This window comes from Cylindrospermopsis curvispora GIHE-G1, assembly GCF_014489415.1.
In the GTDB taxonomy this organism is placed as follows: Bacteria; Cyanobacteriota; Cyanobacteriia; order Cyanobacteriales; family Nostocaceae; genus Raphidiopsis; species Raphidiopsis curvispora_A.
The window spans coordinates 71,601-94,169 of sequence record NZ_CP060823.1; the positions used below are offsets into that span (position 1 = coordinate 71,601).

The following is a 22,569-nucleotide window of genomic DNA, read 5'->3' on the forward strand; positions in this document are numbered from 1 at the left end:
CTGTCTATAAAAGAATGATGGAAGATGTTTTTTGTCAAAGGAGTAGTTCGCAATTACCTGGTTTTAAAGTGTAAAACTGAGGAAATGCGATCGCGCTTTTAATACCCTAAAAGCATTGAAATAACTGATTTATCTTTGACGGAAAACGAAGATGAAATGTGGCTACATCAGAGCGATCGCCCGTCCCCATGTTCAAATTTTTCCCTTGAGAAGGAACTGGGGGATAATCTCTAAGAGCGATCGCCCGTAGGGAGTGCTTCGCAATCCCCCTCCAAATATCCCTACCCCCTTGAAATAACTGATTTATCCTTTGACGGAAAACGTTTACCGTCAATCTTTTACCAAACGGGAACCGAACATGAAATGAGCCTAGAGGAGAGCGATCTCCCGTAGGGAGTGTAATATTAATAAAACACATGTTGTGTGTTGTGTGTTCAATGCCATCCACCTACAGCAAAACCAGTCAGTTTTCAACTGACTTGCGCTGTCGGGTAAGGGTTGGACATCACTATCCTTCCCTCCCCTAAGAACCGGACTTGACGGTTTCCCATCATCCGGCTCAAGCCTTACTTCAAGCCTTTCAACTTGGGTTTTGAGTGTACCTGTTTATGACACGCTGAGTGCAAATGCTTCAGGTTTTCTATGTCGTCCAGACCACCTTTTGCAACAGGTACTATGTGGTGGGTTTCGATTCCATCTCCATTGAGTAGTGGTTCACCGCAGATGGGACATTTCCAGTTTTGGATTTTGGCTACCTCATAATATTTCGAGCCTTTATCCCAATGTGATTTCCCTTTCTTTTGGTGACGTTTATTCCAATATTCTTTTAGATTTGGGTCGTCTGGGGACACACTACCCTTAACTTTTATATGGCGCTCAATTGGTGTCTTATCTATTGGATAGACCGATATCAACGATATCTTCCCACGGCGTTCCCTTTTACAAACGAACCTCCACTGATTGCCTTTTATTGATTTAAAGTAGCGGTCTTTAATCCACTTTTTGCTCTTCTGTGGGTGCCTCCGCTTTGCCCACCTCCAAAGGTATTGCCATACTCTATGAGAGATGTAATCAAAGATTTCTTTACTAACTACACCTTTGTAATAGTTAGCAAACCCTCTGAGAATCGGATTGAGTTTATTTATGACTACCTCTTGCTCTCGACCGTTTAGACTTTTGACTTCCATCCCTAGCCTCTTACAGAGAGCTAACACTTTCTTTTTCGAGGGTTTGATAAGGAGTTTGCCATCATAGTGCTTGAGGTTGAAGCCAAGGAAATCGAACCCATCTACCATTGACGTGATTAGCGTCTTCTCAGAACTGAGTTCAAGACCCTTTTCTCTCAACCATTGCTGTATCTGGTTTCGTGCCTTTTTGAGACTTTCTTTGTCTCTAGCTGTGACTATGAAATCATCAGCATATCTCACCACACCAAGTTTTGGATTGGTAGATTTTATAAAAAATTCTAATCCATGTAATCCTATATTAGCTAGTAAGGGCGATATTACCCCTCCTTGTGGTGTGCCTCGTTCTGAAGGGTTTATTTTCCCTTGGAATATGAAACCAGCTTTTAGCCATTCTTTTATCAGTTCTTTCTTAGGAAAGTCACCAATATTTTGTAGAATGGTTTCATGGGCAATGTTATCAAAGAAGCCTTTGATATCGGCTTCTAGAACCCAGTTGTCTCTGCCATTTTTCAATCTTATGAAGGACTGTGCTATGGCATCTTGACAACTTCTACCTGGTCTGAATCCATAAGAATGTTCTTCAAACACGGCTTCCCATTCAGGTTCTAGTGCGTTTTTGACTACTGTTTGCATGACTCTGTCCCTTATAGTTGGGATACCAAGGGGACGTTTCTTGCCGTTTGGTTTTGGAATCATTACCCGTCTTGTAGGACTAGGTGCGACCTCATTCCATTCAAGTACAAGTTTCACTCTTTCTCCTGGGGTGTTTATTATCTCCTTGTCTATCCCAGATGTTTTCTTGCCACGATTGGTCTGAGTGATTTGTCTTACTGCAAACAGTAGGTTTGCGTGGCTTCGTAACATAAGCTTTTGCAAGCTCCTTAGCTTGCGAAAGTTACCAAGTTGTCTAGCACGAAAGATTCTTTGCCTTAGATTTCGAACAGCTTTCATTATCCGTCGCCAATTGATTTGGCTCCAGTTCTCAAGCTGTTTCCTCTGTCCGTTTACTAACATAAGAGTGTTTGTATCTAACTTGTCATTGGATTTGATTTCTTTTTCAATTTGTCTTTCGTATAAGACCCAGGTGAATTCTGCTATTCCTTTCGGTCAGAGGCAAATCTTGAACCCCTATTTGGAGCATTACCTCCAACATTCGCTTTCTCACCCATCCTGTACCCTCCAAGGAGTTCCGTCATTGTTACCTTTGACCTACTGGAGTTATCGACATTCTCCAGACCTTGTAGGGCTTGCCCTGTTGGTCCTTCTGTTGTTACACTCTTCCTTGGGTGCTATCTATCCTGCGGCGGTTTTGTTATTCACAGGTTTAGGCAATCTCAAAGCACCTAAACTACACCGCTTATGTCCTATCAGTCTAATTTGGACATTCTTCCCATAACGCAGTTTTATCGATAATTCACGTGGTTCACCTTTGGAAGAATTCCCTCTAGCTCCTAACCGGTTTTAGACTACTAGTTTTGGCTACATTTGTGGTCTGCATTCCGTCCTTATCCATTACTGTACTGGGACGTGACCGGACTCTTAACAGAGTCTTTTACACGAGAGCAAGGGCTGTGAATCCCCTGGGGGAGTAGGCTCCCCGTAACAGAAAGACCCTTTTCAGGTCGCACTTGAGACCGGGAATTGATTCCCGGTCTCCCCCACGGACAGTCTCCAGGTTGCTAGTCCTTCGCGATCTCCCATAGGGAGTGCTGCGCAATCGCCCGTCGGGGGGTGTAATGCAATCTCCCTTCAATACGTTCAGAATTTTCCCTTGAGAAGGAACCGGGGGGAACACTGAATGCGATGACTCGTAGGGAGTGTAATGCGATCGCCCGTAGGGAGTGCTTCGCAATCGCCCATAAGAAGTGTAATGCGATCGCTCTTTTAATTTAAGACGACTCAACATTATAACATAACTAGTAAAACACATACGGGTTAAGTCTGGCGAGATCGCATGCTTTCAGCATAAAAAATTATTACAAAGTCTTGACCTTGATTTCTCCATCCATAATTATGTATTATAATTGCACGCAAAAGTCAGTAAATATGTTATGAGATTGACTTTTTATTAATCGAGCTACCGAAAGGTTCTATGGGCAGTTATTTAACGCATTAAGGTATACAGTATGACTAGCAATCCAGGTGGTTTTTCAATTGGCGGTTCAGTAGGTCGTGACATCAACATCGTTCAAGGCAATAACAACCGCACAGTCCAAGGGGACAATAATCAAGCTCTACTAGGAGATGGTAATCGAGTTACACAACAGAACCAAGTTGGAGCAACTGCCGAAACCACACTCACTAAAGATGACATTATTAAGTTATTCGCAGAACTAGAAGGATTAATTAAAAAAGCAGAATTACCTGAAGACACCAAAGAAGAAGTAATTGAAGATTTAGGTGCAGCGAAGAGAGCCACAGATAAAGAAGAACCAAATAAAAAACGTGCCTTAGAACGTTTAACAAGTGTAACAGAAACACTAGAAAAAACCAGCAAGAGTGTAGAAGCTGGACAAAAAATCTGGACAGTAGCCAAGCCGATAATTACAAAAGTTGCTCTCTGGCTAGGTGCTGCTGCTGGTTCTCATCTGTTAGGATTGTAGAAAGATGAGCCAACCGCCTGGTAACTTTGACCCACAACATCCTGATGCCAATCAACAGCAACAGGCTGATAGTTGTATAAATGAAAATATGGTTCAGGGTAATGAAAATAGCGTAGTTCAAGGGAATCACAATGAGGTGGTTCAAGGTGATGATAACATTCAAGGCAATGGTAACATTCAAGGTGATGGTAACATTCAAGGTGATGTTAATATTCAAGTTGTTGTAAACCCACCTGTTACTCCCATCACTAAAAAACGAAAAATCCCCTCTCTTTTACCCTATTTAGTAAACCGAAGTGAGCAGGAGCATGAACTAATAAGAATAATACAAAGAAATTCACCTTCCCCTCTAATTTGTATCATTCATGGTGATGAGTTTCAAAGCCATGATAAGTTTTTAGAGCGGCTACATAAAGTTTCATTACCTAGGTTTCTAGGAGAAGAATCTATTAAACAATATCATCTTCCTTCCCCACCAAAATTAAATAATCGGGATGAATTTTCAGGTTACTTACACAAGACCTTAGCGGATATTCTTATCGGACGTAGTTCTGCTTCTCTAACAGAGATTAATGATTTTTTTCATAAATATCCCTGTCCTATTCTTATTCATACTCATTTATTGACTGAACAATTGAAAGAAAAATTTGAAACTTTGGATAATCTAGTGAATTTTTGGTGCAAATGGACTATTAAGAGCAACCAAAAGTTAATAATTTGTATATTTATCAAATACCAAATTAAGCGTAAAATGAGTACTAAAAATTCTGGTATTATAAAGTTATTTGATTTTCTAAGTTATCTGGTTAAAAAATATCGCTATGAAAAAGCCAATCAAAAAATTTCTCAGCATATAAAATCACTATGTAATTCTGAAAAATCTAATCCTTTGTTATTTCTTGTTCCAGAGCTAACTGGAGTGAGTCGATCAGACGCTGAGAATTGGGTGCGGGATCATACTCAAAACTTTATTGGAGAAGCAATGGCTGATAATCTCATGAGAACAATTAGAGATTTATTTCACAAATGGGAAGAAGAAAACTCATCCGATATAATTCCAATGGATCATTTAGCTCAGGAATTAATCAAAGTGCTAAAATCTAAGTGTTAGTTAAGAGAGAAATGATATGAAGTTTCCGTTTTATGTAGGTAAGAGAACTCGTCAGGAAGATAAATTACCGGCAAAACTGCCAATATCTCAACGTTCTCAATTACTAAACCCAGAAAACTATATTCCAGAGCCAGGTTTGAGGGATGCTTGTAACGTGGCGCTCTTGCTAGGACAACCTTTACTGCTGACTGGAGAACCAGGGACTGGAAAAACTCAATTTGCTTACCATCTGGCTTGGGAACTTGGCTTTAGCACTCCCTTAAAGTTTGAAACTAAGTCCACTAGCACTGCCCGTGATTTATTCTACACCTATGATACTCTAAAGCGTTTTCAAGATATTCAGAATCCTTCTACTTTAATCAACCCTTTGGATTACATCAATTATCAAGCTCTAGGACTAGCTATTTTACGCACTCGTGAGCCATCTCAGATAAATCAATATTTACCACCTGAACTTTTACATAAGGAAAAAGTACGTTCTGTTGTACTAATTGATGAAATTGATAAAGCCCCCCGTGACTTCTGTAATGATGTCCTGAATGAGTTAGAACATATCTATTTTCGAGTTTTAGAGTTGGGTAATGAAAAAATTGAAGCAGATCCAGAATTACAACCGATTGTGATTATTACCAGTAACTCTGAAAAAGATTTACCAGAGCCTTTTTTACGTCGGTGTATTTATTATAATCTACCCTTTCCAGATAAAAAGAGCTTGCAGGATATTATTGCTAATCATCTTGGCACTTACGTTGGTAACAGTAATACTTTTTTACAAACAGCCTTAGATTTATTCTATAGTTTGCGCGCACCGCAAAGTGGATTGAGAAAGAAACCCGCAACGGCTGAGTTATTAAATTGGTTAATAACTTTACAAAAATTCACTAGTGATACAAATAATCCTTTTAATGAACCAGACAAAATGCTCCGTACTCTCAGTACCCTAATTAAAACTGCTGAAGACCAACAAAAAGCCACCAAAATTGTAGAACAATGGATACAGAAAACAAAGACATCCCAAATTGGTTAAATCTTGATAGATTGATAGAATTGATTGAGCTACTAAGGGAAGCAGGATATAAAATTGGCATTTCTGAGCATATAGCGGCTCAGGATCTAATTCTGTTCCTGATTGCTGAAGGGCAAACTTTAGATGATCCAAAACAACTGAGAACTTTACTCGGACCAATCTTTTGTAAATCTCTAATTGAGCAGGAAAATTTTCAATACCACTTTGATAATTGGCTAAAGTTGATAAAAGAAATTGGTCTTAGTCATACAGTAGAAGATAAAGGATCATTGCCAGTCGCAAGGAGGAGGATACCCTGGCGCCAATTACAGTGGATTTTGATATTTATAGCAGTTCTCATGGGAACACTAAAATCGGAACAGACATTTTCTCCCATAAACCCACCCCCTTCTCCAACAGTACCTCAAACACCGAACGAGACACTTCCTCCCATAAGCCAAACCCCTTCTCCAACAGTACCTCAAACACAGGAACAAACACTTCCTGTCCCCTGGCAAATCGCACTTATTTATTTCTCACTTAGTCTCTGTTTTATTTATATAGGCTTACAGCTGTTATGGTTATGGCGAGCTAATTTATTTCTGCACCGTTCCAGTACAAAAATAATACCAGAGCTACAGACAATTTCAATTCCTGAGTTGGAGCAAAATTTATTTCCAAGGCATCTATTTATCAATATTGCTAAAAATTTCAGACAGCGTATCTTAGTTCCCACTAACATACTGGATGTGGAAAAAACTATTGACGCATTTTTTCAGCGCGGTAGGTGGTTAGAACCAATATACCGTAATTCTGCTGCAATTCCAGAATATTTATTTCTGGTTGAACGCACTAGTTATCGAGATCATCAATCTAAGTTTGTTGCCGAGATGATTGAGCAACTCAAAAATGATGGAGTTTATGTCGAAACTTATTTTTATGACGAAGATCCACGCATTTGCTTCTCAAGTGATGAACATAATTCCCCACTAAAACTGCATCAAATTGCCACTAAATATAGTCAGCATTACCTCATCCTGGTTTCAGACACTGAAAAGCTGTTTAGCTCTATTACTGGTGAACTAGAACCTTGGGTAAATCAACTATTAGATTGGGAAAATCGGGTAATTCTCACACCAAAGCTAGTAGAAAATTATAGTTATGAAAAATTTGTACTTGCACAAGATTTTTTAATTTTACCTGCAACACCTACAGGTTTACAAGTGTTAAGCCAAAGATTGCGACAGCAAATAGCAACTAATCATTATCTAACCACAGAAACTGCATCTCCTTTGCCTGAATCATTACGTCTAAGACCCTTGCATTGGATTGAGCGTAATTCACCACCAACTAAAGATATTGATGCAATGTTGGTTTCCTTAGAGGAATATCTTGGTAAAAATAACTTTTACTGGTTGGGAGCCTGTGCAGTCTTTCCACAGTTGCATTGGAACATCACTGTTTATTTGGGTAATACTCTCAAAACAGAGACGGGACATTCTCTATTGGAAGTAGGTTCGCTAACTAAATTGGCTCGCTTACCCTGGTTACGCTATGGTTATATGCCAGATTGGTTGCGCTCTCTTCTGATTGCAAAACTTACAAACGAACAAAAACATACAATCCGAACTGTATTCAAAGATTTACTGGTCACTGCTGTTCAGGGATCTGAAGGTAGACTGCAATTAGAAATTGGAAAAAAGCATCACAGTTTTCTGTCTAAACTACTTGCTAATCCAATAATGTTCTACCTTTTATCTAGAAGAGTATCGGAAGGTAGTCAATTAAGAGACTATTTATTTGTAAGCTTTATGACAAGACAATCAAAACTTACTATTGAGGTTTCAGACACTTTCAGTCGCTTACTACAACTCACACCCCAACCACTTATTACACGAGGAATTTTAAAGAAGACAGAACTCACACTAGGATTATTTACACTAGCAATAGTAACACTTGTTGTGCTACTATATAGACCAAAAGATCCTCCCACAGTTATCCCCACATTAGAAGAAACTCCTATAACCACACCTAGCAGGTACACACAATTAGAAACCTTGTTAAAAGCTCAAAATTTTAGAGAAGCAGATTCAGAAACAGATAGAGTAATGTTAGCAGTAGCTAACAGACAAAGCCAGGGCTGGTTAAGAGTGGAAGATGCAGAAAATTTTCCCTGTAAGGAATTGCGCACCATTGATAATTTGTGGTTAAAATATAGTAAAGGGAAATTTGGTATCTCTGTCCAACAAGAAATATACAAAAACCTGGGCGGCACAAAACAATATAATGAAAAGGTATGGGAATCCTTCGCAGATAGAATTGGATGGAGGTCAGAGGGTTCATGGCTGAATTACAACGACTTAAACTTTTCACTATCCGCACCAACGGGTCAACTCCCGTCAATCTCCGGGACCATGTGGAGCCTTAGAAATAACCTCTTCCCTCCTGTCAAGACATGTAGAGTGTAACCCATAAAGGTTTGATAGTATTGTTAACTTTTGTAAATAACAAGAAATTAACGAAACCTTGCTAGTTCCAGGGTTTCGGATACCTGGTACTATTTATTTTTAGGATTAGGTGTATAACAATTTGCCTTGACAAATATTGTTGCTGCCTTTATTATTTCCTCATTAGTTATGTCTAACTCATCCCAAAAAAGCTTTAGCTGTCCTGGTGATGTTCCCTTCTTTTTTTGATTTGGTTTCATCCCGGCTAAAAGTTTACTCCCCCACCGGTTTTTTTCCACCTTTTTCGGTTGAGGACGATATTTTTGACAAAATCCTTTATAAATGCTTGCACACTCATCTAAAGTTTTTCCTAACGCTAAAAAGGCTGGATGCCATGTTGTTACCCCATCACTACCTAATCTCTCATGTACTCCATAGTTACTAAAATCATAAAACATTCCCTGTTGTATTCCTGCTGCTTTAGGATTGCCGTGTATATATCTCAGCGTGTTTAATGCCCTTTTCTTATCTGACATGGCAAACCCCGTGCTGTGATACCTTTTTTCCCAAAAATGCCCTGTTCTATTCAGCATCTGATTAAAGCACAGTGCTGTATACCAATTTAACCAGTGCATAATTTTAGGCAGATCTGAGGGCTGTAATGGTTCTATTAAATAATGTATGTGATTACTCATTAGACATAACCCATACATTCTAAAATTATACTTGTCAATTGCTTTTTTTATTGCATAAATCAAGACCTGACGACATTCTAATTTAGTTAGTCTAAATTCCCGATTGTTACATCTGATTGTAATGTGATAGCAGTATCCTGCTTCTAATTTTCTTGGTTTTCGACTCATAAAAATTTAAGGCTGGCACGTTAATCACATTCTCTCAGTTACACATTTACAGGATGAAAATGCTTGAAAGGTTTTGAGATTCGTTGCCTAGGTCACCCCGTTCAACTCGTCAATGTTGAACCAACCAGGCCAAGTGCGTTCCTCATCTTCTAAGGGATTACCCTTGCTATCGGTCAATCCCCATCTAATCACCACCCTGGGTAATGGTGTTTCATTATTAGCAGAAAACTTCTCCAATAATATAGTCCCCGCCTTCCTTGTCCCCACCGTTCCCGCTGGAAAACTCTCATTGGTTGTATTATGGGTAATGCCTATTACCTGCACTTGTCCTTTTCTTGTATCTGTACAAGATAATTTAAACCAAGTATCTGATATATCTCCAACCAATTCCCTCAAGGCAGTAAACTCATCTACAATGACTTGCACCACTGGTGGTTTGGGCTTCATCTTCATTCTGTTCCCCCAGTCCTGTATGCTCTCTATCAAACTTTGACCTATCTCATCAGCACTTATAGCTAACATTGCTTCAGGAAACAGTTTCCATAATTCTCCATTCTCCGAGTCCCCATGTCGGTCTACTATCATGTTTACTTCTCTTTCTAGTAACACCTTTCTGGCTAAAGCTAGGGTAGCTCCAGCTGTGGTTTTTCCACTCCCTTGATTCCCCACTAACCACAATGGCTTTAAGGAATTTAACACATCCCATAACCATCCCCCCTCATGACCCTTCATTTTTTTTATCAACTGTTCCTTGGGGTTTTTGGGCTGGGCTGTAACCTTTAACTTTTCCTCCTTCTCTTTTAGAGACAATCTTAACTCTGCTACCTTATTCGCATGCTCTAATAGGTCTATTTCTCCTTGCTGCTGTCCTTCTAAATAAGCTAACTGTTGCTCCTGTTCACTCTGGATAGAAGCTAAAGTAGTCATTGCTTCCCTAGAAATCACCTCCTGTTCTACCTGGGCAGTAGATGCCAAAGTGTGTCTATGTAAGTCCAGAGCATATTCCTCCTGCATATCTTCCCGCAGCTCCCTTCCCTTTATTCCCCTCAAACTAGAAAGCAACTGGGCTGCCTGGTCTTGAGTAAGTTTATGGGAGATGCTTGCAGCAGTTATTAACAGAGCTGTTCCCCCCAGGGCAAAGTAAGGCGCTAGGGCATCATCGCTAGGTATAACTTTAACTACTTTAACTGCTTGCATTAGCTCCATATTATTACGTAACTCTACCGCTACCAAGTGTCTCACTCCATTCCAGCACTTCTTTCTCACACAGAAGGTCACCTCCTCCCAAAACACTAGTTCTCGGGAAAGAGGGGTGAGCAACACTAGTCCCCCAAACAGCAGTAGTAACACTGTAAGGGTGTTATGGCGGCGTTCTCGGTGGAGTATTTTATTCATCTTTCCTAAAAAAAAGCGCCCCCGCTATAGCTGCTAAACAGACTGCTCCTAACAACAACCAGTCTGTAGTAGTTAAAAAACTAGAGTTGGGTGTTATCTCCTTTTTGGCTTCTTCCAGAGCCACCCTCGTCTTTTCCGTAGCCGACGATATCCTTCCTGTACCATTCCAGGAGATTAAACCTCCCGCCCCTATTTTGGCACACACAGCCAGGGGATTTTTCCCTAAATCTATCTCCCATCCATCTGTACCTTTTCTAAATCTCCAGTCTTGGGAAATACCCATAATACCCGGAGCAATTCCGGTTAAGACTCCAAAAAGTTGGATGATAGAAAGAGTCACACCCAGATTAAATAGAATGTAAGGCAAGGTCAAACCAGCTGCTTGGGCAGCCCCAAAAACTAACCAACTATCAATATTGGCCCTTGTTTCCAGGGCATTGTATAAATCCTGTTCAAGGTGAGTTAAGTATCGCAGGGTTTCAGGCTTGATTCCTTCAATGATTTGATTAGTTTCTTCTTGCAGTTTGCCTAACATTTTGTAGAGCCTCTACCTTCAATCTCCAAACTATAGCTGGACGATAACAATAATCTGTTTGGGCTACTTCCACTTCAGGATGATTCAGTATATACCGCATATCTTCAGAATCATTGAGAATATGGGAACAAAACCAAAGTTCTTTAAAGCTCTGACCTTGATTTATACAATAGAGTTCAATGAAGTTACTCATATTATACCTCCGGGTAAAATTCAGAAACCTAAAGCAGTTTTGATTCTGGTCAAGGTTCTATATTTCTTGCGTGGTGTGAGTTCATCTATCGGAGTGAAATCCTCTCCCTTTTCCAGATAATTACTAACCAACTTTCTTTGTAAGTCCTGGTCAGCTTGAACCTGCTTAATTTGCGGTCTAGATTGAACCTCTGCTATTTGGGCTTGGCGGTCTACCTGGGCTATTTGGGCATCTACATACCCCCTTGTTTGACTCAGGGAAATAGCAAAACTATGACGTGCTTTTTCTGCTGCCAAGGCAATTTTGTTATCTGTATGTAGCTCTTTCCTTTGATTCCTTAATTTATCTGCATTTAAGCTGGTATCCAAAATTCCTTTCTCCAGGGCAATAACTCCTTTCCCCGCACTGGAATAAATAGTAGCAAGAGCGCGATTATACTCTACAACACCGGTTATAGCTTGGCTATAATTCTGGGCTAATTGGGGGGAAAGTTCAGTTGCTAGTCTCCCCCTTCTCCCCAGTTCTCCTATAACCTTAACTGCTTGTAAGTCCCCCTCCGCAGCTTTTTCTAATAGAGAAAGATCTAGTCCGATTTTTCTGGTAGCGGTTTCTAACTCAGGAGAGTCAATGTGTTTTAATCTCATATCTTTGTGGTAAGGTCGATGGTTTTTGTCTAATTTGAATGAGAATAAGTAAACTAATCATCAAGAACAAACAGGGCCACAGTAGATACAACTTGATCTTGAAACCGTCCCTTGGCTACTTTTACCTCCTTGCTTAAATTAGCTAATGAACTGGCAAATAGACGGGAACTTATTAATTGCTCTGCTGCATAAGCGGTAGCTATTTCTGATAGCGCTGTATCTACCTCCCTTCTGGTTCTTTCCCCTTTTTTGGCAATGAACCTCAGTATGGCTTCTTTTATCTCTGTAATGCTTGTTATTTCACTGTCCTCCCTTAAACTACTCGCGATCGCCTTTAGTTCATCCTGGGGGAGGATAAAACCCAGGTCTTTAGCCACGGTGGATATGGTTTGCTTTTCTGCTAAGGTAATTTCCTTATTTTGTGATAGCTCTGGAGGCTCGTCTAGAGTAATTACATGGTCTGCCAAAGGAGGTGGTACAGGAACTAACTCAGCCTGAAACAAAGTTTCCAGACGTTTCTGGTTTTCTTTTTCTGACAGAGAAGAATTCCAATTATCGCGTATTTGTCTGGAGGTAATACGTACACCTCGTCTTTGTAGATTAATTTGCACTCGTTTGATAGCGCTAGCAGTGAGAATCAACGTTTTTTCCTCCCTGATTTATAAATCAAAGCACTCAACATAATCAATCCCGAGATGTCACGGGAATAATGATTGGATTGGTCAAAAGGTAGACTCAACTTGTGGAACCATCTCAAAAAAGTAGAACGAGCTGGATTAAGCTGCATCACTTCAAAAACAATTCTTTCAATTTCTTTGCCGGTTACTACCTGTCCTAAGTTGATAGAAACCTCTTGAACTTGAGATTGAAATTGTTTTAGGTTTTTTAGAAACCGGGGACTTAACTTCTTGATTCTTATAAGTAATCTAACCCCCTGTGAATCTAAGAGGATGCCAGCTTCTTGGGCAGTTTTTTTGAGGTTCGACCAATGAGAGTCAGAAACCCTTTTTCCCAATAAGGATTCGTACAATTGTCTTTCTACCGTATACATAACTGCATAGTCAAATTACTGCATTTTTCAAAGGAGTAATTTCCACAGCTCTTAGTCACGACTGAATGTACCAAATAGCGTAACCGGCAAGAATTACACAAAATTGGGAACAATCCAAACTGATAGAGCATTGTGGTGTATTTTTATCGTTCAGGCTAAGTGCTGTTTTTAGTCCTTTTGTGCCATTTGCTATCTTTATCCAGATCTCCTGCCCACAGGACTTATGGTGATGCAAAGGAAATGATATTCAAATACACTAAAGTCATTATACACCATAAATACCTTATAATGTCAATGGTCTGTTGAAAATTTAAGGATTGGGTGATACTATCTGGTTGTCAAGTAATTCAGGTACTTTGAGTGATGGAAGAAAAAGAGCTAGTCCCTATTCGATTCTTTCTTTCTAAGGAGGAAAAATTAGAGTTTAGAAAGATTTGCTTAGAAGAAAACACAACCATGAAAGACAAAGTAAGAGAAATAGTATGTGATTATGTGGAAACTCAAAAGGAGGAGAAAAAGAAAAAATAAATAAATTCCCTAGCAGGGACTCTACCCGGGCGGATAAAAATTCCTTGATTCCAATTAGCTGTATGTTTTATTACAGAAAATGATTTAGTAAGGCTATTAGCTATATTTAGTTCTTACTCAAGGCATAGATCCTTATAACTTATACAGGGTGATATCTCTAGTATTGATAAATAAACTCAATTGAGAGTATTTCTGGTATCTGGTAATCGTAGCATTTTATATCGCTAATTCAGCGTAAATACAAATACTAATTCAGGTAATATCGAATTTCAATAAATAAACCTTTCTTAGTTGCAACTTTATTAGAGAGCATGTATAATAAAAACGGTTAAACAGAAAGAAACCCCCGTGCAAGGGAGTTTCTCTCGTTTTAACTTATTAACCCCACAGAACATTGTCTCTGTTTTTTGCAGAACCCGGGACTTTGATGACTGTGGAATATTCCCCGGAGGGATAATCACATGACTATAGTACACAATTTTTCCTATTCGTGTCAACCTAGTTCACAAAAATTTTCTCAAGCCAAAGACAAGATAGACGACCGGTGTGAAACAGCTGATAATTTAGATAAGACCGAACTTAAAAAACAAACCTTTAGCTTTTTAACCCGCCTTGGTTTTACTGTAGGAAAAGAACTGTGGATAAAAACTTCTAAGCGCCAGGTGTTAAGGGCTGTGGTAGGAAAGGGAGAACTAGAAGTATTTCCCCAAAGGAAGGTAAGCAAGGTAGAAGATCCGAAAGGTGGTTCTGTGTGGCGGGATGCTGGTAAATCCTATGGATGGGAGTTCCTATACCAGCTTTCTCAAGAAACTTCCTTATTCTTCTTGCCCAACCATCCTCAAGGTGGGATTGGCAAGGGACACTGCACCAATTTCTCTAATCTTTTCTTTGAGGTAGATGACCTCCCCCTAGACCAACAGTTCCAAAATATTGAAAATCTAAAGAGTTTAGGTCTTTTACCGAGCGCAATAGTTTTCTCTGGTGGCAAGTCTTTCCATACATTCCTATCTCTAACAGAAGACCCCGGTCCAGACCTATGGGTTATTTTGCAGAAAAAATTGATCTGCCTAACTCAGTCAGATCCAGCTATTAAGAACTTAAACCGGGAAATGCGGTTACCGGGTTTCTTCCGACCGGATAAGGGCAAATATCAATCCCTGGTGAGTACGGGGGATAGACGCTATTCTATTAAAGAGATTGAAGATATCTTACAACCCTTTTTTCCCTATGGTTTATCCGATGAGCGGTGGAATGATTGGAGACTAGCGGAAAAAGCTGAGAAGAATGGGATTTTATCCATGCCAGAGGAATCACTACCAACTGTGGTGAGCAAGATGGAGAGGCAGAAGCAACTGGCAGCCAGAAAACAGTTGGTCTGGGAAGAGGAGAATAATTTAATTGAACTGGTTAATAAAACTGCGGAACAAGCCACCATTGAGGACTTTGAAAAATTACATCCCCTGAAAGTAAAGTGGTTTGGCAAAAGGGCCAAAAGCGACTGCCCTTTTCATCAATCACAATCGGGAACGGCTGGTTGGTTTGGAAATATTGGTGGTAAGTTAGGTTGGGCTTGTCCTATAGACACTGACAATAGACTTTTAGACCACTTCCGGTTCTTTTCTAAATTGCGTTACGGTAAGGAAAACCCCACCGGTAAAGAATGGGTTGACATTGCTAAAGCCTACCTAACAGAAATGGGCATACCATTTTCCGATTGGAACCGGTTTAAAAATGGGAAGTTAGCTAAGTTTGGAGAAGAAATTAGAGCTAAGGATCTGGAAGATAAGCGGGTTGAGGAATCTCAAGACCTATTTGCTTTATTGAAAAAAGCAGGCAGAAGTCTGTGTAAAATAGCTAAAGGATTTGGTAAAGAAAAATATGTGGTATCTAATCCATCACATACAGTAACAAGAAAGACAATAAATGTAAAAGAAATTAAGAAAGAGATACTAGATGCTTATAAAAGTGGTTATAAGAACATAATTGTTAAAACACCTCCAGGCAGTGGAAAAACCCACACAGCGGGAACTTTTATGCCTGATGAGCTTAGTGTAAATAAAATTCTTTATGTCACTAATGGGGTGCAAAATCCCACAGTATCAAGTCTGGTTGATTGGTCTCCAGCTACGGCAAGACACGGTGGTCTGAAGTGGGATACCTCTCAAAAAACTGCTGATGGCAGGTATTACCTACGACGAGCCAAAAAGGGAGAAAAGCCGGATATTCAGCCTAATTGCATTGCTAGTGAGGTATTTGAGGGTTTGCGACAACAAGAGGTGAATGTAGATAACTCATCTGTTATTTGCGATGGATGTCCCGTATCAGGAACCTGCAAATCTTTTCAAGGATTTCTCATAGACCGCAAGACTGCATTAGAACAAGACCGAGTGCGTATCCATCCTGAATCAATAGATCCCACCATTTTCGATTCTCATTTACAGATTGGAGCTATTTGGGATGAAAATATCATCAAGTTTAAAAAAGATGTTACTTTCACTGAAACAGATTTAAATGCTACCTTGGGGTTTCTAGCACATAACACAGAAGTGTTGGTAAAATTTCTGCCTTTGTTAAATGGAATTAGAGAATTCTTTAAAGAGAAGAGCAGCCCTTACAATGGATATGAGAGGGAAGAAATTCTTGCCCGCCTACCGGAAGTAACCAGGGAGCATCTAGATTTGGCAACCAACCTTGTCCCCGACCTTTCCTTTTTAGAAAACTTTTTTAATGGAGTGCATGGTAATAGGTCAGCCAACTTGAGCTTGAGAAAAGAGTCAGTGAAGGAAACTGCTGAAACCATAAATAATATGGGTAAACAGTGGTTATTACCTTTTGTAAGAGCTATTACAGAAAAAGGATTTTTATACTACAAGAAGGGGGTCTTCACCATTTCCTTACCGGAAGAGAAACACACCAAAATAATGGAGGCCGCCAAAGTTAATATCATATTAGATGCTACAGCGGATCCAGAATACATAGTAACAGCATTAAAAATGGAGAGGGAAAAGACCATAGTTTTAACATCGGAAGTGGAAACCCCCAATCTGAAAATAAAAATCCTAACAGGGATGGGAAATTTAAGACCCCAGAGCAAGGAAAGAACTAGCAGCAAACAAAAGAGAGTAGATGCAATAAGGGAAAAATTTCTCACTCTTTTTCCCGATGGAGTAGTTTTTGAGTATAAATCAGTGGCTCGAGAAGGGGACAGAGTCCACTTTCGAGACAGTAGGGCAAACAACACAGACCAAGAGAAAAAGGCTTGCTTGTTATTAGGAGTTCCCATACCTAGTCTTGCTGATGCCCGAGCCGCCTGGGAAATTGGGTTGGGTGGGGGAAAAGGATTTGATGATTACCTAGGGAGGTTAACTGTAGCGGAGATATGTCAAACCATAGGTAGACTGAGGGCTAGTCGCAGACCCAAAGAGGAGATAATAGTATACATAGCAGGAGATACCAGGTTTGACTTGAGTAAAGCCCTCAAAGAGAACTTTAATGGAGCGGAAATAACTACACAAGACGTCGGAGAAATTTGCCCTGAAGCAGGGGATGCCAGCCATAGGGTTTTAGCGCTGGTTAGCAAGGGAGTAAGAAAACTGATAGAAGAGGGTAAAAAAGTGACTCAACAAAACCTAGCTAAAGTAGCGGGTATAGGACAGTCAACCATAGCAGAGAGTATCCCCTGGGGTAAGTTCAAAAAAATATCGGAAATCCTATTAGGGAGATTTAATACAGAATCCGATAAAAAAGAACCTGAGTTGCTACCGGATGAAAATTGGTTCATAGACCAGTATTTGCCCATACTTATAGAAGAGGAGGTGAGCCCCCAAGAGGTAATTGAAACCTTAGAAAGGGTGGCACAAACTCCGGAGAGAATAGGTGAAATGTTAAGGCAGCTACCAAAATATTTAAAGCAGGGTATGCTCTGGCTACTTTATAAGGATTTGGAAGTCCCCTGGCAGTTCTCAACATCCTGATCTCTCTTAGGACATGCGTTCTCCCGTAGGGAGTGCTTTGCGATCGCGTTCATTACCATTTTCAGAAAATTCCCTCGAGAAAGTTGGGGAGCTAAATTGTCTAATTCCTCAGATATTGATATATGATTTAAAAAATTCGATATATGATACTCCCACATCAGAACATCAGATATTGATATATGAGGTGGAGAAGTCTATGTATGATACTCCCTAATATCAAAAAAATGGTCATGCAAATTAGATTAGCTGTAATAAGTAATGCCGGAGGAAGTGGTAAGACAACCCTTTCTGTCCATCTCGCTCATGCTTTGGCAAAACATAGTTTTAAGGTAGCACTGTTTGACCTTGATCCGCAAGGGTCACTAACACTGTTTTGTGGTTTAAATCAACCAGAACCAGAACACACTTTAGCTGCTGTCCTCAAAGATGATTTTGATGGTAACTGGCCGTTGACACCCTGCTGGAGTGAACACACCGATAAAGTAGTTATTTGTCAGGGTGGGATGGTTCTGACCCAAACAGCAGATGAATTAGTTTTACACAAAAGAGGAGCTTACTTATTAGGTGATCGCCTAACTGACTATCCTCTGAAACATGATTTAATCATCTTTGATTGTCCAGCCACCCTGGGTCCCTTACCTTTAATGGCACTGACAGCCAGTACACACATAATTATTCCTGTCCAGCTAGAACCCAAATCAATTCAAGGAGCAGCTAATTTACTGGAATGGTATTACTACCATTGCAAGCACTTACGCTTAAAACCCACACCAGAAATTCTCGGCTTTGTTCCCAACCAATATGATGCTCGACGTGCAGCCCATAGACAAATGTTAGCTGCATTGCCATCTCAGTTAGAGCAGATGAATATCCATGCTTTTCCAGAAGTTCGGGATAGTGCTGAATTTGTTAACGCCTGTGCACAAGGATTACCATTACCTATTCACCGTCCCAGTCATCCAGCAAAGGATGACTTTAAAGAAATTGCCTCAAAATTAGCCGATTTGATTGGTAGCAAGACCAAAGAGAAAGTCACGGCTTAACCAAGAGGACTTAGGCTATGCTGCGCTATTGGTACTCCACTCCGCGCGATCGCTGTTTCAATAAACAAATTAAAACTGTGCTAACTTATGACTACCCGTAAATCTCCTGACCTCACCAATTATTTTTCAGGCGCAAAGCAATCCCAACAGTTATCAGAAGCTGAGGCAGAAATTCAACGCCTAAAAGCTGAAATCGAAGAACTCCGCTCTCAAGGGTCAAGTGAGTTAGAAACACAGTTACAAACACTCAGAGCACAACTTCAATCACAATCAGGTATCCAATATATTCCCTTAGAAAAAATTCAAGCTAACCCAGAGCAACCGAGACAAACTTTTTTATCAGAAAGTATTGAATCTATGTCTCGTTCCCTGGTATCAGACGGACAACTAGAGCCAATTATTTTAATTCAACGGGAACACTTAGTTATATTTGATGGGGAACGGCGTTGGCGCAGTGCTAAACACTTGGGTTGGCAAAACCTGCAAGCTGTTATTATTCCTGAACCTGATGCTCTACACCGCAAAGCTTTAATTACTTCATTACACCGGGAAGACCTCAATCCTCTTGATAAAGCCGAAGCTATTGTCCGGGAATTGGCAACTAACACCGGTTTAGAACCCCAGGATATTCCCCGGATTCTTTCAACAGTAGTGCGACGGTTGAATGCACAAAAACGAATGAACTCTGTTGTTGAACTGCTCACGGTAACCCCAGAGGAACAACAACAAGGTTTAGCTACTTTGGACTTAGATGAGCGAGAAGTGGCAGTGTTGACGATACTTTTGGATTTACAACTTAATCCTGCTTCTATTGATGCTAATATTTTTCCCATGCTTTCTTTAGCTGAAGACTTGAAAGCTGCTATTAGGTCTTCTGGTCTTAAAGGTGTTCACGCAATGGCATTACAAAAACTTTCTGCAAAAAATTTGGGACTACCAGAATCAGAAGCAGAAGAAATTAGAATCAACATCACCCAAAAGGTATTAGCAGAAAAATTATCTGTACAAAAAACCCGGCATTTAGTCACTGAGGCGATCGCTTCACAAAGTACAGACGCTGAAAAAATAGAAAAACAAGTTAAACCAGTAGCAACAGCAACACGCTCTTTGTATAAAGTTTCTGGGGAAGCGTTGAAGAAAGTTGAGGTGTCTCAATTAATGGAGTTTCAGGAAGCCCTTCGCAAGAAACTGGCAGAGATTGAAGAATTAATCCAGGAAAAAGCTGTCAAGGATCATAAGGTTTAAAATGTTGAGGCTCTGTTAATGGAGGAATAGACAGGAGAGGTAAGAAAATGCAGAAATACAATTTGAGTTATGGTGGTCACCATCCTGATCTCTCTTGAGAGCAGGATGGGCGATCGCATATCTACTGTTAACATTCCTGAATCTATCCAACCAGTAAAAGACTTTGGTTAATTTCTCTTGAGAAGAAATTGGGACAGGCGATCGCCCATTAGGTTTACTATCTCCTGTTAATACTGCTGAACCTATGGAAAAAATCGGGACATGCGATCGCACTTTTTCCGTGAGTTCCAGTAACGTAGATTGAGAGACCAACAGATCTGAGGTAAAGTCTTTCCATTAATAGATAATGACTAAAATTATTATGTTAAATGTGTCAGGAGATACTGATGTTGAAGCAGGTAAAGGATTTAAAGTTGCTCTCTTTAACCCAACTAATAGTAATGTTACTACTCCGACTGCTAATGTCACTTGAAGGTTACATTAGTATTTTTGCTTTGCGGGTTATTATAAATAATATAATTCCGTCCCAACACGTAGAGTTTGAGTATATTCAAACCAGTAAAAGTAATAGTGAATTTGATTCTGAATTATCTCTAACTAGCACAACAAATTTTACCTTACAAGTTCTCCATGGTTCAGACTTTGAGGGTGGCATTCCTGCTGTTACTGATGTTGTTGGCTTTTCAGCTGTTGTCAATAAACTCAAGGATGATCCTAAATACAAAACCAACACGTTAATTCTCTCCTCTGGTGATAACTATATTCCAGGCGCATTTTTTAATGCTTCCAGCGATACCAAGTTGAATAATGTAGGTGGATTAGGCTCTAGTACTGCTCCAGTCATTGGACGTGGTGATATTGGCATTCTAAATGGGATTGGCATTCAAGCTTCCGCATTGGGCAACCATGAGTTTGACCTGGGTGTGAGACAAGTGCGCGATATTCTCAGGACAGGAAGCGGTAACCCAGGGACCAACTTCCCCTATTTGAGTACTAACCTGGATTTTAGCCCTGAAATTACAGCGGGCAACCTCAGTGCAACTGACCTGGCCGCTAACCAAAATACCGCTGATGCCAGCTCTATAAAGGGTAAGATTGCTAAAAGTACCATCATTAATGTTGCGGGTATTGATGGTATTACTGGCACTGCTGACGACCAAAGAATTGGCATTGTAGGTGCAACTACACCAACTTTGGCAAATATTTCTTCAAGTGGTAGCACTATAGTTAAGCCAGCTAACCCCATTGACTATGACGCATTAGCTGCGGAAATTCAGACTTCTGTAGATATACTCAAAGCACAGGGTATTAACAAGATTATCTTGTTAGCTCACATGCAGCAGTTGACTATTGAGCGGGATGAATTGGCGAAGCGATTGAGAGATGTGGATATCATCATCGCGGGGGGGAACCATACTATTCTGTCTGATGCCAATGATGGGCTGAGAACAGGTGACAGCAGCAAGGGCGATTATCCCATTGTCAAGACAGGCGCAGATGGTAAGCCTATTTTAGTGGTCAGTACAGATGCTAATTACAAGTACGTCGGGCGTTTAGTGGCTGAATTTGACCAGGATGGGGTGATTCAGGTTAACAAACTGGATAGCGCAATTAATGGAGCTTATGCTACAGATGATGCAGGAGTTGATCGCGTCTATGGCAGTGATGTTGATCCTCGTGCTGTAGCTAACCCCAATGTGGTAGCGATCGCTGATGGGATCAAAAACCTTCTTGCTAGTAAAGACAACTTAATTGTGGGCAAAGCCAGTGTGTTTCTCAACGGTACTCGTGAGGATGTGCGCACCCAAGAAACCAACTTGGGCAACTTGACCGCTGATGCCAATCTTTGGTATGCCAAGCAGATAGATCCCAGCGTAGTTATCTCCCTGAAAAATGGCGGTGCTATCCGAGACAATATCGGTGCCATTGGCACAGGTGCAGGAGCAATCAGTAAAGATGATGTTGTTAAGCTACCAACCCAGCCCAACCCTCTAGCACCAAGTAAAAAGGAAGGTGATGTGTCTCAGTTAGACATTGAGAACTCCCTGCGTTTTAACAATGACCTATCACTAATTACGGTTACCGCCAAACAATTACAGCACATAATTGAGCATGCAGTAGGGGGTACTGCCCCAGGTACAACCCCAGGACAATTTCCCCAGATATCTGGGTTAAACTTTAGCTTTGATCCTACCAAAACATCGATTCAGTTTAATAGTACGACTGGTGAAGTGAGTAGACAAGGTGAGCGGGTTCGTAATTTGGCGGTTGTGAAAGAAGATGGCTCATTGGTAGACATCATTGTGAAAGATGGTGTGTTAGTTGGAGATGCCAACCGCAGCTTTAGAATGGTAACACTAAACTTTCTGGCGGGTACTAGTGCTACTGCTGTCCTTGGTGGTGACAATTATCCTTTTCCCACTTTTGTCAAGCAAAATGCAAGCCTAGCCAACCGAGTAGATTTGCGCGGTGAAACGGCTGATGTCAATGGCAATGGCAAGGTTGATACTGCTTTAACTTTGGCTCCCGGCAAATTTACCTTTGCCCTTCCTGGTACGGAACAGGATGTTTTAGCTGAGTATCTTGGCGATCGCTTTAGCACTAATGCTTATGGAGTTGCTGATGTTAGTCCAGCGCTTGACAGGCGTATTCAAAACCTTACTTTTCACGGAGAACGGGAAAAATATAAATGTTTTGACAGGCGATCGCTTTGGAGTAGAGTAATAGTAAAAAGGCTTAGGTAA

The 22,569-nt window shown here is 40.4% G+C and carries 20 protein-coding genes; 9 read left to right on the top strand and 11 right to left on the bottom strand.

Annotation, left to right across the window (positions count from 1 at the left end):
• Window positions 1–106: 106 nt before the first annotated feature.
• The 3 genes from IAR63_RS17795 to IAR63_RS17805 all read right to left on the bottom strand — a co-directional run bounded on the left by IAR63_RS17795 (window position 107) and on the right by IAR63_RS17805 (window position 3,093).
• The gene (locus tag IAR63_RS17795; protein WP_187707604.1) at window positions 107–418 is read right to left on the bottom strand and encodes a hypothetical protein; all 312 of its coding nucleotides are present in this window, start codon (window positions 416–418) and stop codon (window positions 107–109) included.
• A 148-nt stretch (window positions 419–566) separates the two neighbouring features.
• Window positions 567–2,201 (bottom strand): group II intron reverse transcriptase/maturase, encoded by a 1,635-nt coding sequence (gene ltrA / locus IAR63_RS17800; protein ID WP_187706623.1) that lies wholly within the window; start codon window positions 2,199–2,201, stop codon window positions 567–569.
• A 538-nt stretch (window positions 2,202–2,739) separates the two neighbouring features.
• The gene (locus IAR63_RS17805; RefSeq protein WP_187707519.1) at window positions 2,740–3,093 is read right to left on the bottom strand and encodes a hypothetical protein; all 354 of its coding nucleotides are present in this window, start codon (window positions 3,091–3,093) and stop codon (window positions 2,740–2,742) included.
• A 220-nt stretch (window positions 3,094–3,313) separates the two neighbouring features.
• Between IAR63_RS17805 and IAR63_RS17810 the strand changes: the two genes are divergently transcribed.
• Genes IAR63_RS17810 through IAR63_RS18605 form a run of 4 tightly spaced genes read left to right on the top strand, consistent with a single transcriptional unit; the run spans window position 3,314 to window position 8,375 of the window.
• Window positions 3,314–3,790, top strand: a complete 477-nt coding sequence (locus IAR63_RS17810; RefSeq protein WP_235678417.1) for a hypothetical protein — start codon at window positions 3,314–3,316, stop codon at window positions 3,788–3,790.
• Between the two features lie 4 nt (window positions 3,791–3,794).
• The gene (locus IAR63_RS17815) at window positions 3,795–4,901 is read left to right on the top strand and encodes a hypothetical protein (protein WP_187707520.1); all 1,107 of its coding nucleotides are present in this window, start codon (window positions 3,795–3,797) and stop codon (window positions 4,899–4,901) included.
• 16 nt (window positions 4,902–4,917) lie between these two features.
• Window positions 4,918–5,928, top strand: coding sequence for an AAA family ATPase (locus IAR63_RS17820; RefSeq protein WP_187707521.1), 1,011 nt, complete (start codon window positions 4,918–4,920; stop codon window positions 5,926–5,928).
• Entirely contained in the window at window positions 5,892–8,375 is a 2,484-nt protein-coding gene (locus tag IAR63_RS18605) for a GUN4 domain-containing protein (protein ID WP_235678418.1), read from the top strand. Before IAR63_RS17820 ends, IAR63_RS18605 begins: the two co-directional genes overlap by 37 nt.
• 89 nt (window positions 8,376–8,464) lie before the next feature.
• Here the strand turns inward: IAR63_RS18605 and IAR63_RS17830 are convergent, their stop codons facing one another.
• The 7 genes from IAR63_RS17830 to IAR63_RS17860 all read right to left on the bottom strand — a co-directional run bounded on the left by IAR63_RS17830 (window position 8,465) and on the right by IAR63_RS17860 (window position 13,035).
• Window positions 8,465–9,217 (bottom strand): transposase, encoded by a 753-nt coding sequence (locus tag IAR63_RS17830; RefSeq protein WP_096547088.1) that lies wholly within the window; start codon window positions 9,215–9,217, stop codon window positions 8,465–8,467.
• Window positions 9,218–9,304: 87 nt separating this feature from the next.
• Window positions 9,305–10,612 carry a hypothetical protein gene (locus IAR63_RS17835; RefSeq protein WP_187707522.1) on the bottom strand — a complete coding sequence of 436 codons (1,308 nt, stop codon included), beginning with the start codon at window positions 10,610–10,612 and terminating at the stop codon, window positions 9,305–9,307.
• The gene (locus IAR63_RS17840; protein ID WP_187707523.1) at window positions 10,605–11,147 is read right to left on the bottom strand and encodes a hypothetical protein; all 543 of its coding nucleotides are present in this window, start codon (window positions 11,145–11,147) and stop codon (window positions 10,605–10,607) included. The genes IAR63_RS17835 and IAR63_RS17840 overlap by 8 nt, the downstream gene beginning before the upstream one ends.
• Complete coding sequence (locus IAR63_RS17845) at window positions 11,119–11,340, bottom strand: hypothetical protein (RefSeq protein WP_187707524.1); 222 nt, start codon at window positions 11,338–11,340, stop codon at window positions 11,119–11,121. Before IAR63_RS17845 ends, IAR63_RS17840 begins: the two co-directional genes overlap by 29 nt.
• Before the next feature lie 20 nt (window positions 11,341–11,360).
• Window positions 11,361–11,984 carry a hypothetical protein gene (locus tag IAR63_RS17850; protein ID WP_187707525.1) on the bottom strand — a complete coding sequence of 208 codons (624 nt, stop codon included), beginning with the start codon at window positions 11,982–11,984 and terminating at the stop codon, window positions 11,361–11,363.
• A gap of 53 nt (window positions 11,985–12,037) precedes the next feature.
• Window positions 12,038–12,625, bottom strand: a complete 588-nt coding sequence (locus IAR63_RS17855; RefSeq protein ID WP_187707526.1) for a hypothetical protein — start codon at window positions 12,623–12,625, stop codon at window positions 12,038–12,040.
• Window positions 12,622–13,035 carry a hypothetical protein gene (locus IAR63_RS17860; protein WP_187707527.1) on the bottom strand — a complete coding sequence of 138 codons (414 nt, stop codon included), beginning with the start codon at window positions 13,033–13,035 and terminating at the stop codon, window positions 12,622–12,624. The genes IAR63_RS17855 and IAR63_RS17860 overlap by 4 nt, the downstream gene beginning before the upstream one ends.
• Before the next feature lie 363 nt (window positions 13,036–13,398).
• On the opposite strand from IAR63_RS17860, the gene IAR63_RS17865 reads away from it, so the two are divergent.
• The 4 genes from IAR63_RS17865 (at window position 13,399) to IAR63_RS17880 (ending at window position 19,825) form a co-directional block, all read left to right on the top strand.
• Complete coding sequence (locus IAR63_RS17865; RefSeq protein ID WP_187706001.1) at window positions 13,399–13,563, top strand: hypothetical protein; 165 nt, start codon at window positions 13,399–13,401, stop codon at window positions 13,561–13,563.
• Between the two features lie 461 nt (window positions 13,564–14,024).
• The gene (locus IAR63_RS17870) at window positions 14,025–17,537 is read left to right on the top strand and encodes a hypothetical protein (RefSeq protein WP_187707528.1); all 3,513 of its coding nucleotides are present in this window, start codon (window positions 14,025–14,027) and stop codon (window positions 17,535–17,537) included.
• Between the two features lie 230 nt (window positions 17,538–17,767).
• A complete protein-coding gene (locus IAR63_RS17875) occupies window positions 17,768–18,580 on the top strand; it encodes a ParA family protein (protein WP_187707609.1) in 813 nt (270 codons plus the stop codon).
• A gap of 87 nt (window positions 18,581–18,667) precedes the next feature.
• A complete protein-coding gene (locus IAR63_RS17880; protein WP_057178955.1) occupies window positions 18,668–19,825 on the top strand; it encodes a ParB/RepB/Spo0J family partition protein in 1,158 nt (385 codons plus the stop codon).
• A gap of 15 nt (window positions 19,826–19,840) precedes the next feature.
• On the opposite strand, the gene IAR63_RS17885 is transcribed toward IAR63_RS17880, so the two are convergent.
• Window positions 19,841–20,137, bottom strand: a complete 297-nt coding sequence (locus IAR63_RS17885) for a hypothetical protein (RefSeq protein WP_187707529.1) — start codon at window positions 20,135–20,137, stop codon at window positions 19,841–19,843.
• Window positions 20,138–20,211: 74 nt separating this feature from the next.
• Here IAR63_RS17885 and IAR63_RS17890 point away from each other — a divergent pair, with 74 nt between their 5' ends.
• Window positions 20,212–22,569 (top strand): bifunctional metallophosphatase/5'-nucleotidase, encoded by a 2,358-nt coding sequence (locus tag IAR63_RS17890; protein ID WP_235678419.1) that lies wholly within the window; start codon window positions 20,212–20,214, stop codon window positions 22,567–22,569.